The organism is Rhodanobacter sp. FW106-PBR-R2A-2-24 (genome assembly GCF_058789615.1).
On record NZ_JBYTBV010000002.1, the window covers coordinates 2,129,501 to 2,140,523 of the forward strand.

Here is an 11,023-nt window from a genome sequence, read left to right on the forward strand (position 1 = left end):
AGCCTGAAAGCAGCGCGGCCGCGCCGCGCCCCTCTCCCGCCTTCGGCACCCTCCCCCGCATGTGGGGGAGGGGATAATCATGCAGCTTCCGGCAGTCAGCGCTTTTCGAGCACCGCATAGTACATGCCGTCCAAGTCGCCATCGCCGGGCAGCACCTGCCAGCCCACCTTGGCGGCCTGCCCCACCGGCAGGGTGAACGGCGCAGCGTGGGCATCGGCGTGCGCGGCGAGGAAGGGCGCCACCACGCCCTCGTTCTCCACGCGCAGCAGCGAGCAGGTGATGTAGACCAGCCGCCCGCCCGGCGCCAGCAGCGGCCACAGCGCGGCGAGCAGGCGCGCCTGCTGCGCGGTCATCGCGGCGATGTCGCTGGCGCGGCGGTGCAGGCGCACGTCGGGGCGGCGGCGCAGTACGCCAGTGGCCGAGCACGGCGCATCGAGCAGGATGCGGTCGAACGGCTGGCGGTTCCACCAAGCCTTGGGCGCGCCGGCATCGCCGACCACGAGCCGCGCGTCCAGGCGCAGGCGGCGCAGGTTGTCGCGGATGCGGTCGGCGCGCTTGGGGTCGAACTCCAGCGCGGTGAGTTCGATGTCGGCGCGTTCCACCAGATGGCAGGCCTTGCCGCCGGGGGCGGCGCAGGCATCGAGCACGCGCTGGCCGTCGTGCACGTCGGCCAGCGTGGCGGCGATCTGCGCGGCGCCGTCCTGCACCGCGAAGGCGCCGTCGTCGAAGCCGGGCAGGCGGGTGACGTCGGTGCTGTGCGGCAGCACGATGGCGTCGATCAGCCAATCGTGCGGTGCGGCCGTCTGGCCGTCCGCGCGCAGTTGTTCGAGCAGCGCCGCGCGCGTGGTGCGGCGACGATTGACGCGCAGCATCAAGGGCGGTTCGCGGTTGTTCGCCGCGAGTACGGCCTCGGCCTGTGCCGGCCAGTCGTGCGCGATGGCCTGCGCCAGCCAGCGTGGGTGGGCGTGGCGGGTTTCCGGTTGCGCATCCAGCGCTGCCAGATGTGTGGCACGCTCGCGCTGCCAGCGCCGCAACACGGCGTTCACCAGGCCGGCAAACTGCGGCCGGTGCAGCGCGCGCACGGCCTCCACCGTGGCCGCCACGGCGGCGTAGTCGGCCAGCTCCAGCACCTCCAGTTGCACCAAGCCGAGCACCAGCAGCGCGTGCACCACCGGTGCCTTCTTGCGCAGCGGCTGGTCGAGCAGGCGTTCCAGCGCGGCGTCGTAGCGCGGCCACCAGCGCGCGCCGTCGCTGAGCAGCGCCATCAGCAGGGCGCGATCGCGTGGGTCGGAGATTTTCGCCGCATGGCGATCCATCGCCTCGCGCAGCGAGACGCCTTTCAGGGCCACCTCGGTGAGGGCTTTGGCGGCGAGGGCGCGGGTGTCATTCATGGAGTGGGGCCTGCGGCGGCTCAACGTCGAAGCGCGAGCTGGGACGGATCAACTTCCTCTCCCCCAACGGCTTCATCGTTGGGGAAGAGGGTTGGGGTGAGGGGGATTGGCTTTGCTCGCTATCGCGGCACCAAAGCGGTTTCGAGCGTCCTTCGGAAGCTCGAAACCGCTTTCATGCATCAAGACGGCAAATGGGTAATCCATCGCGAGCACCCGCCCCTCACCCCAGCCCTCTCCCCGAAGGGGTGAGGGGGCCAGGCCGCCGCAGCTCGGGCCGCGCATTGAGATAGTCGGCAGCGGAGATGCGCTTGCCGCCGGCGCGCTGCACGGCAGTCACGCGCAGCACGCCCGAACCGCAGGCGATGGCGATGCCCTCGCGGCCGGCGCCGAGCACACTGCCCGATGCCGCTTCATGGGCGAGGTCGAGTGCATGTGCGGCCCAGATGCGCAGCGCCTCGCCAGCGATCTCGGCGTCGCTGCCGGGCCATGGGTCGAAGGCGCGCACCTGGCGTGCCAGTTCGATGGCGGGACGGCTGAAGTCGAGGCGCGCCTCGGCCTTGTCCAGCTTGTGCGCGTAGGCCACGCCGTCGGTGGCCTGTGGCGTGGCGACCAGCGTCTCGCCGGCAAGCGTGCGGCGCAGACCCTCGGCCAGCGCTGCGGCGCCCAGTGCGGCGAGGCGGTCGTGCAGCGAGCCCCCGGTGTCCTCGCCCGTGATGGCCGTGCGCTTTTCCAGCAGTACCGGGCCGGTGTCCAGGCCGGCTTCCATCTGCATGAGAGCCACGCCGGTTTCGGTGTCGCCGGCAAGGATGGCGCGCTGGATCGGCGCGGCGCCGCGCCAGCGCGGCAGCAGGCTGGCGTGCACGTTCCAGCAGCCCAGGCGCGGGATCGCCAGCACCTTGCGTGGCAGGATCAGGCCGTAGGCCACCACCACCAGCAGGTCGGGGCGGTAGGCGGCAAGCGCGGCCTGCGCTGCGGGCGTTTTCAGCGTCTCCGGCTGCTCGACCGCGATGCCGGCGGCGAGCGCGGCCTGCTTCACCGGGCTGGGCGCCAGCTTGCGGCCGCGGCCGGCGGGACGGTCGGGCTGGGTGTAGACGGCCACCACCTCGGCGCCGCTGGCGCGGCAGGCGGCCAGGCAGGGGACGGCGAATTCCGGGGTGCCGGCGAAGACGACCCGCAGGGGCGACGCGCTCAAGCGCCGGCCGCCTGCTTGCGGTGCTTTTCCAGGCGCTTGAGCAGCAGCGAGCGCTTCAGCGGCGAGAGGTAGTCCACGAACACCTTGCCGGCCAGATGGTCCATCTCGTGCTGCACGGCCACCGCCAGCGGGCCTTCGGCCTCGTAGGTGAATTCCTTGCCGTCCACGTCGCGAGCCTTGACCTTCACCTTCAGAGCACGGGTGACATCGGCATAGATGCCCGGGAAGGAGAGGCAACCCTCCTGATAGACCTGGGCGCCGTCCTCTTCGAGGATCTCGGCGTTGATGAGTACCAGCGGCTGGTCGCGCTCCTCGCTCATGTCGATCACCAGCACTTGCTGGTGCACGTTGACCTGGGTGGCGGCCAGGCCCACACCGTTGGCGGCATACATGGTTTCAAACAGGTCGGCGACGAATTGCCGGAGCCGCTCGTCGAACACGGCAACGGCTGTCGCCTTGGTGCGCAGGCGGGGGTCGGGAAATTCGAGGATATCGAGCGTAGCCATGTGCCCATTGTAGTACGCTGCCTGCCGCGGCGATGGCCACGGATTTTGCGAACCGCGCCCGATTGCATGGCTTAATGCTTCGGTTACACTCGCCACTACCGCGGGAGAGGGGTTCCCAATCTATGTTCAAGAAAGCCTTCACGGTGCTGGCTGGCACCATGGTCGCGGCGGCCGTGTGCGCCGCTGGTGCTGCCCAGTTGCGCAGCGGTCACCCTGATGCCTACACGGTGCACAAGGGCGATACGCTCTGGGGTATCTCGGCGAAGTTTCTCGCCAAACCCTGGCTGTGGCCGGAGATCTGGCAGGCCAACCCGCAGGTGCGCAACCCGCATCTGATCTATCCGGGTGACGTGCTCAATCTTTCCTTCATCAACGGCGGCCCCGGGCTGCGGCTGACGCCGGCCGTGCACCACGATGGCGACGCCGTGCCGGCCATCCCGCTGGCTGCCCTGCAGACCTTCCTGAAGGATCTGCGCGTGATGGATTCAAGCGCGGTGTCCAAGCTGCCCTACGTGGTGGGCCTGGAAGAGGCTCGGCTGCGCGGTACCCCCGGGCAGAGCCTCTATGCACGTGGTCTGGACGCCCAGCCGGGTCAGAAGTTGCTGGTCGTGCGGCCGGAGCACGTCTTCCGCGGTTACGACGAGGGCGACGACGACCGCGCGATCTTCGGCGACGAGCTGAATGCCAACGCCGCGATGGTGAAGTCGCCGTGGGAGGAGGACTTCCGCGACTCGCCGCACTATCGGCGCGGCAAGGATCTGGGCGTGGAGGTCAAGGTGATCGGTACCGCCGAGGTGCTGCGCGGCGGCGATCCGTCCACCTTGCTGCTGCTCGACTCCACCCAGGAAGTGCGCAGCGGCGATCGCCTGATTCCGGTGGATGACACCGCCTACGACCCCTACTACTACCCGCATGCGCCCAAGGCCCTGCCCAAGGGTGGTCGCGTGATCGCCTTTGCCGGCGCCATGGATGCGGTAGGCCCGCACCAGGTGGTGGCGCTGTCGGTGGGCAAGAATGACGGCGTGGACAACGGCACCACCTTCGCGGTGTGGCAGCCCAACGACAAGATCCACGACGACGTGGCCAGCAACAGCTGGGATCGCGGCGTGGGCAAGACGGTGCAGCTGCCCGACGAATACATCGGCCACGTGATGGTGTTCCGCACCTTCGACCATGTCAGCTACGCGCTGGTGATGGATGGCCTGCGTCCGGTGAAGAAGGGCGACGCGTTGAAGTTGCCCGACGTGGAGTGACTCCTGTCGGCATCCACCGACACGACGGCGCGGCTCACCCCGCGCCGTTTTCATGTCTGCCGGCTGCGTAAACTCACGTCATGAACGACACGGATGAACTACGCGGCTGGCTTACCGCCATGCGCACGCCGGGCCTCGGCCCGGGCGGGTTGCGCGAGGCGCTGGCCGCGACCGACGGCCGGATCGATGCCGCGCTGGCCTGGCTGTGCCGACGGGCTTCGACGCTGGGCGAGGGCGCCGAAGCCTGGTTGAGGGCACCCGACGCGACGCGCCTTGCCGCGGATATCGCCTGGCTGGGCGAGCCCGGCCACCGCCTGCTGCGCTGTACGGACGCGGATTTCCCGCCGCTCTTGGAAGCCATCCCGCAGCCGCCCGCCGTGTTGTTCGTGGCCGGCGACGCCAGCCTGTTGCTGCGCCCACAGGTGGCCATCGTGGGTGCGCGCGGCGCCAGCCCGGCGGGGCTGGAGCATGCGCGTAGCTTCGCCCGCGCGCTGGCGCAGGCCGGCTTCGTGGTTACCAGCGGCATGGCCGACGGCGTCGACGGTGCGGCCCATGAAGCCGCGCTGGAAGTCGGCTATCCCACGGTCGCGGTGGTCGGCACCGGGCCGGACCGGGTCTACCCGCGCAAGCACCACGCGCTGGCCCGGCGCATCGTGGCGCACGGTGCCATGGTCAGCGAGTTTTCGCCCGGCACCGCCGCGCGCGCCGACCATTTTCCGCGCCGGAACCGGCTGATGACGCGGTAGTATGATTCTCCGAGGAAACTACACCGAGCTAACTCCATGAATGCCAAGGCATACGCCTACATCCGATTCAGTTCAGAGCGCCAGAGCGGTGGCGATTCCGAGCATCGGCAACTGAACCCATTGGACGCCTTCACCGCTTCAACTGGGGTGAAGGTTGTCGAAACCATCTATGACCGAGGCAAGTCAGCCTATCGAGGAAGCAATGCCAAGACTGGCAACTTCAAGGCTTTGCTGGAGCGGATAGACACTGGTGAAATCGGCAGGGGTGATTATTTGGTGGTTGAATCCATTGACCGCCTGACAAGGCAAAGGCTCATTGTGTCAGCGGAGATGCTTCAAGGCATCTTGCGTAAAGGCATAAGGATTTACACCACCATTGACCAGAAGTGTTATGAGGTAGATGACCCAAGTCGCGACCTCGAAACATTGATAATGGTCCAGGTGATAGCCAAGCGGGCGAATGAAGAGAGTGAAACCAAGTCAAAGCGCATATCTGCTGCTTGGCGGTCGCGGATAAATCAAGCCAAGAAAGGCCAAAAGATAATTAAGGTTGGTAAGTCTATCCCCTATGGATTGAGGTATGAAGATGGGCAATTGATTAGGGTTGAGGCCGAATGTGAAGAGGTTGAGCGATTGTTCAACTTGATGTTAGACACTGGTATGAATTCGGCTATCAAGGAAATCAATAAGACTTCAGGGAGGAAATGGACAACTGGACATATTCAAAAAATCTTTGAATCAAGGTCAGTCATAGGATGCTTGACACTTCATCGGGTCATATACCAACCAAGCGGCTCAGCCAAGAAAGTTAAGATTGACGCTATCGAGGACTATTACCCAAACATCATAAGTCCAGAATTATTCTGGAAGGTCAAGGATAGACTGACCGAGAGAAAGGTTAAGAACTTCGCAGGTCGAAGGTCAGAAAGGAATTACAACATTTTCCAACACTCGATATTTTGCGGAGTGTGTGGCTTACCGATGTACTATGACCATAGAGGTTCAAGTTACCTTGATAAGGTTTATCCACATTTCAAATGTGAAAGTAAAGGCAATGGAGCAACCAAGTGCGACAATGATAGGCTGAGGTTTGAGTATGTGTTCAAAGCATTCCTTCAATATCTTGAAAGGTTGAGGGTCTGGAATGAATCGACCAACAGCCGTGTGCAGGGATTGAGCCATAGCAAAGAACTGACCACTGACCTAACCGACCAACTGAAAGGCATGGCTGGAATAAACCTACTTGCCAAAAAGGCTAACGACGACCTCAGAGCCAAAGAGGGGAGGCTAGGAGAAAACCGAACCATCTACGAGAACCTAAAACGCTCTTTAGACGACTTCCTCAAGGAAAGCAGGGGCAATGTACCCATGTTTATGCTGGAACGGCTCAGGGACGCAGAGAATGCCTTACAGACGGCATCGGAAGATGTAGAGAAGGCAAAGGCAAAGATTGGCGGGGTTGATGAACTTGCCAACCTGACAACTGAACACATCACTGAAATGTTCAGCACGGATGAAGGGCGACGCAAGCTCAATGGATTTATCAAGACCAACCAGATAAGCCTCAAGGTCAAACACCAGAAGGCAGAGAAGCTGGCCAAGGTCGAAGTCTATCAATCGCTGGGTAGTAAGACCATTCGAGTTGCCAGCTTCACCGAAAAGACTGGCAAGCCGAAGCTTAAGAGGGTCAAGGGTCAGAAGGTTCCAGAGTTCAACATTCTGGAGAAGTATGGAATCAACCTTCAAGACACACTCAATGAAGTCAAGTCGGTATCACCGCTTTACCGAGAGGCAAGGTTTGTTAGTGGTAAGAATCGTTCAGCCTTTAAGAACTAAAAGCGAGTTTGGCGGGTGAAGTAGCTGGAGCAAAAGCGTAAAGCGGTCACCGTGGTCTACGACCACAAAGAGCAAATGCCCCTAACCAAGAAGCTAGGGCATTAAGAGCAAAAAGGTTTAGCAAACGCATCTCACCTGCGGTGGCATGCGTTTGAAATCAAAAAACGATCATTTTATGAAAAAGGGCAAATGCCCTCTTTTCAGAAGCTAGGGCATTAAGAGCAAAAATGTCTTGCACACGATTCTTACCCTGCGGTCGCATCGCGTGCTTTTTCAATATCGCAAAAACTGAAAATATCCAAAATGCCCTAAGATTGGGTGCCGTTTGATACCGATTTCTCCAATTTAGATTAACTCAAAGGCCAGAGATGGCCTTTTTTATATTAACTCAAGAATTATTCGCTACCATGTGATCAAAGTATACCCTTTCAAAGTGTATACCTTGAAATTAGTACATAGGTGAAGCATGAGTTACGCAATATTGCGAATGGAGAAAATCAAGAGCTTTGGACAGATGAAAGCAGCCGACGACCACAACCGAAGGTTAAGGGAGGTCGAGAACGCTGACCCCGAAAGAACTCCAAAGAATAGAGAATTGGTCGAGTTGACCCATCGGACATTAGTCGAAACCGTCAAGGCCCATCTCGAGAAGAATGAAATCAGGAAGTGGAGGAAAGACGCCGTGCTGGCAACGGAAGTCTTGATGACGGCCAGCCCCGAATTCTTCCACGACCCAAAGAACAGTATTGAGGCATGGACGGAGGCGAACATGAAGTGGCTAAGGGCAAGATTTGGCGAGAACTTGGTTCATGCTGTTCTTCACCTAGACGAAGCCACACCACACATACACGCGATGGTTGTGCCAATCATCGAGGGCAAGCTGGCTAACAAAAGGTTCTTTGGGGGCGAAAGGGACGCCTTCGGGAAGTGGCAGACAGACTATCACCAGGCTGTCGAGCACCTGGGCCTTGAGCGAGGCATAGAGCGGGCAGGCGCAACACATGAGCCAGTCAGGAGCCACTACACAAGGCTAAACAGTCAAACAATCACGCTCAACGACATGCCAAGCACAGCTGGTCTATTGGATGAGAAAGACTTCACGATAAATAAAAGCGGTAATGCCTATATCAAGGTTGTGAAGGTGGAGGTGGCGCTAACAAGTCTTGAGAGTAAATGGAAGAGTTACACCAAGGGCTGTCTGTCAGCACTCGGTGGACGGTTTGAGAAGGCAAAGGCAGACCTTCAGTATTTCAGGGGCAAGGTCAGCGACCTTAAAAGAGAGGTCACAAGGCTTTACAACATCGTGGGCTTTATCAGGAGCAAGCACCCTGAAATTGTGGCAGAGGCAGAGAGAGCGGAAGAGCTGGGCAGACTTTCAAGGAAGGGGGTCAAGGGGGCGTTAGCCCCTTTGGGGACCCACTCCACTTTGCTTCGCAAAGAGCGGGCCCCTTCGGGGGAAAAGCAAGAGCAAAAGCAAGAGCAAAGGCAGGAGCAAACAACTAAAACAACTATGAGGTTAGCGGTATGAGCATGAACGATATTGATTATGAAACACTAGGCAGTGGCATGGGTGGAAGTATGACACCTGCCAAGAAGACGAAGGCTTTGAACAATCTGACCGCGAAGTATTCGAGGTCAATGTGGGAGGAAATGGAGCGTATGAGTATCACCCCGAACGATCAGGATATTACTTTTATCGTCGATTTTCTTGGGGAGTATTTGAGGAAATGGCATGTCTTGGATGAAATAGATTACAAGACTAAGGATCGAAATTAAGCCTCAGCAATGAGGCTTTTTCATAGTCATCATTACTACGCCATTACTACAACATCAAAAGGCTTGAAACCCTTACGGGATAAGGCTTGCGGGATAAATTGCGACATTACTACGGGGGGGGGGTCGGTAACTAGAGGAATGGCATAAGATAGCCATTTGAAAAAAATTACTACAAAAAATGATTAAGTAGTAAATTATCCCTTACCATATAGTCATAACAACAATAATGGTGATTATTATGGCTAATGTAAAATCAGGATATGTAACTAAGCGCACAGCATCAGGCAAGACATATCGAGAAGAATCAAATAGTGGAGTAAATGCTTTTCTTAATCTGAAGGGAGAAGGTAGGCAAGTAGTGAAGCACTTCATGAAAAGAGAGGCAAACTTAAAGAAGGATTGGAGAGGACTGATTGCGACACCTCCCGGATCTATCCTTCAGAAAGTAATTACACCATTCAGAAAATATACCGATATTCCTCTTGAACTGCCTCTATTTGCTACCATCCATTACATAGCAACATATTTGAATAAGAGCGGATGCAAGCTTACTGGCGATAAGATTCCGAGCCTGACACCCTGCCTTTGGAATGTAATCCTTGCGCCAAGCGGAGCTGGAAAGACCTTATCCCATGACTGGATTGGTGAAGCAGCACCAGTTAAGTCCAATTTGGTCAACTGCGAATCGGCTGCCAAGTTCTTTGATGAACTTAAACGCTGTAAAGATGAAGATGGCTATGCATCATGGTTTTGCGATGAGTTCGCTCAAAAGCTGAAAATGATTGAAACACCGAACAGCCCATTAGGTGAATTGAAGCCTATCGCTCTAAAATCTTATTCGGGTGAGCGCATAGATAGGGCTACCAAAAAGTCAGGAACGCAGATTATAGAAGACCCATCATTCAACTTTTATGGAGTGAATACTGAAAAGAGTTTTATTGATTCAATCAGTGTGGAAAGCATGGCTGATGGATTTGCCCAGAGGTTCGGGTATATCTACACAGAAGCTGACCCAGACCGACCGATGACTGATTACCCAATGTATGACCAAAGAAAAATATCGGAGGAATTGGCTGGAGCATTCAGCGCACTAACCAATCTAGAACTATACGATAAATATATTATTACTGGGGAGGCGGAGCAAGAATATTTCAAGGTGTTTAAGGATTTGTTCCAAGAGGGCTCTATCCCGAACTCATTTTATAGAAGGGCGCAATTCAAGACTTTAACCTATGCGCTAATTTATCATGCTTTGAATCTGAAGACTTCGCAGTATATCGATGGTGAAGATATTCAGTGGGCATCAAGAGTAACGGAGATGCACCTAAGCGATGTAAAGCGAATCTTTGATGAGAAGAACATGGGAAGATTTGGTGAACAGTTAAAGCGCATCAAGGGTCAAAAAGACCGGGCCGAAAGCCAAGGTAAACACTACACAGCTTCACAGGTGGCAAACGGTAATCGGAACATTTCAAATGCAGAGGAAGGAGCCAAATGGTTAGACTTCCTTGACGATGAAAAGTAAAAGCACCCCCCGCCTACGGCGGCCCCCAAGGGGGCTTTGAAGGGGGCAGAGCCCCAGTGGCCTACGGCTCATTTAGAAATAAATGTTAACCAGCTTTTGCTTTTCCAATGTGCGAAGCACCATTCATAGCCCCCCTTGGGGGGCCGCCGAAGGCGAGGGGGTATCGATGTGGGTACGCTTTCCACGGTAAATTGCATACCTAGTCATCGCCGGCCTGTCGCTGGGTACCGTGGTGGTGGAGGCGGGCCTGCAATCGGGTTCGCTCATCACCGCGCGGCTGGCCGGTGAACAGGGGCGCGAGGTGTTTGCCCTGCCTGGTTCCATCGCCAACCCGCTGGCGCGCGGCTGCCATCGACTGATCCGTGACGGTGCGCGATTGGTGGAGGAGCCGGCCGAGGTAATCGAGGCGCTGGCCCCGGCCGCGCGCGCCATGGGCGTGGAACTGGCGCAGCGGCTGGCCCGCGCCGACGCCCCGGCGCCGCCCGATGCCGAGACGCATGACGATCCGGATTACCGTCGCCTGCACGAGGCTCTGGGCCACGATCCGGCCACGCTGGACGAGCTGGCCGCGCGCAGCGGCCTGGGTGCGGCGGCGCTGTCCTCCATGCTCCTGATGCTGGAGCTGGATGGCCGAGTGGCCAGCCTGCCCGGCAACCGCTACCAGCGCATGCCCTGACGCGGAAGGCTTCTCCCGGGGTGCCGGGGCATCCTCCGCTGCCCCGCCGCAAACCGCGCCACAGCGCACTTTCACGCCTTCCGACTTGACAGCCTTGCCCCCGGCATGGTCTGACTAATTAT

General features: G+C 58.4%; 9 protein-coding genes and 1 pseudogene. 7 read left to right on the forward strand and 3 right to left on the reverse strand.

What is annotated here, in order from left to right:
* Positions 1-95: 95 nt before the first annotated feature.
* From rsmB to def, 3 genes are all read right to left on the reverse strand, one after another.
* Entirely contained in the window at positions 96-1,391 is a 1,296-nt protein-coding gene (rsmB, locus tag AC3WQA_RS10875) for a 16S rRNA (cytosine(967)-C(5))-methyltransferase RsmB (protein ID WP_492675069.1), read from the reverse strand.
* A 220-nt stretch (positions 1,392-1,611) separates the two neighbouring features.
* Positions 1,612-2,583 carry a methionyl-tRNA formyltransferase gene (fmt, locus tag AC3WQA_RS10880; protein WP_492675070.1) on the reverse strand — a complete coding sequence of 324 codons (972 nt, stop codon included), beginning with the start codon at positions 2,581-2,583 and terminating at the stop codon, positions 1,612-1,614.
* Positions 2,580-3,089 carry a peptide deformylase gene (def, locus tag AC3WQA_RS10885; protein ID WP_492675071.1) on the reverse strand — a complete coding sequence of 170 codons (510 nt, stop codon included), beginning with the start codon at positions 3,087-3,089 and terminating at the stop codon, positions 2,580-2,582. Before def ends, fmt begins: the two co-directional genes overlap by 4 nt.
* Before the next feature lie 122 nt (positions 3,090-3,211).
* Here def and AC3WQA_RS10890 point away from each other — a divergent pair, with 122 nt between their 5' ends.
* The 7 genes and pseudogenes from AC3WQA_RS10890 to AC3WQA_RS10920 form a co-directional block, all read left to right on the forward strand.
* On the forward strand, positions 3,212-4,342 hold the full coding sequence (locus AC3WQA_RS10890) for a LysM peptidoglycan-binding domain-containing protein (RefSeq protein ID WP_492675072.1): 1,131 nt from the start codon (positions 3,212-3,214) through the stop codon (positions 4,340-4,342).
* Positions 4,343-4,422: 80 nt separating this feature from the next.
* The gene (locus AC3WQA_RS10895) at positions 4,423-5,088 is read left to right on the forward strand and encodes a DNA-processing protein DprA (protein ID WP_492675073.1); all 666 of its coding nucleotides are present in this window, start codon (positions 4,423-4,425) and stop codon (positions 5,086-5,088) included.
* A 36-nt stretch (positions 5,089-5,124) separates the two neighbouring features.
* Positions 5,125-6,924 (forward strand): recombinase family protein, encoded by a 1,800-nt coding sequence (locus AC3WQA_RS10900; protein ID WP_492675074.1) that lies wholly within the window; start codon positions 5,125-5,127, stop codon positions 6,922-6,924.
* 466 nt (positions 6,925-7,390) lie between these two features.
* Positions 7,391-8,452 carry a MobV family relaxase gene (gene mobV, locus AC3WQA_RS10905; protein WP_492675075.1) on the forward strand — a complete coding sequence of 354 codons (1,062 nt, stop codon included), beginning with the start codon at positions 7,391-7,393 and terminating at the stop codon, positions 8,450-8,452.
* On the forward strand, positions 8,449-8,700 hold the full coding sequence (locus AC3WQA_RS10910; RefSeq protein ID WP_492675076.1) for a hypothetical protein: 252 nt from the start codon (positions 8,449-8,451) through the stop codon (positions 8,698-8,700). The genes mobV and AC3WQA_RS10910 overlap by 4 nt, the downstream gene beginning before the upstream one ends.
* Positions 8,701-8,938: 238 nt before the next feature.
* Entirely contained in the window at positions 8,939-10,225 is a 1,287-nt protein-coding gene (locus AC3WQA_RS10915) for a hypothetical protein (RefSeq protein WP_492675077.1), read from the forward strand.
* Between the two features lie 202 nt (positions 10,226-10,427).
* Positions 10,428-10,901: pseudogene (locus tag AC3WQA_RS10920) on the forward strand (DNA-processing protein DprA); the annotation flags it as partial.
* Positions 10,902-11,023 lie beyond the last annotated feature (122 nt).

Excerpts from the sequence above, each read along its gene's own strand:
- def (WP_492675071.1), bottom strand. The coding sequence starts at position 3,089 with ATGGCTACGCTCGATATCCTCGAATTTCCCGACCCCCGCCTGCGCACC.
- AC3WQA_RS10895 (WP_492675073.1), top strand. The coding sequence starts at position 4,423 with ATGAACGACACGGATGAACTACGCGGCTGGCTTACCGCCATGCGCACG.
- rsmB (WP_492675069.1), bottom strand. The coding sequence starts at position 1,391 with ATGAATGACACCCGCGCCCTCGCCGCCAAAGCCCTCACCGAGGTGGCC.
- AC3WQA_RS10890 (WP_492675072.1), top strand. The coding sequence starts at position 3,212 with ATGTTCAAGAAAGCCTTCACGGTGCTGGCTGGCACCATGGTCGCGGCG.
- mobV (WP_492675075.1), top strand. The coding sequence starts at position 7,391 with ATGAGTTACGCAATATTGCGAATGGAGAAAATCAAGAGCTTTGGACAG.
- AC3WQA_RS10910 (WP_492675076.1), top strand. The coding sequence starts at position 8,449 with ATGAGCATGAACGATATTGATTATGAAACACTAGGCAGTGGCATGGGT.
- AC3WQA_RS10900 (WP_492675074.1), top strand. The coding sequence starts at position 5,125 with ATGAATGCCAAGGCATACGCCTACATCCGATTCAGTTCAGAGCGCCAG.
- AC3WQA_RS10915 (WP_492675077.1), top strand. The coding sequence starts at position 8,939 with ATGGCTAATGTAAAATCAGGATATGTAACTAAGCGCACAGCATCAGGC.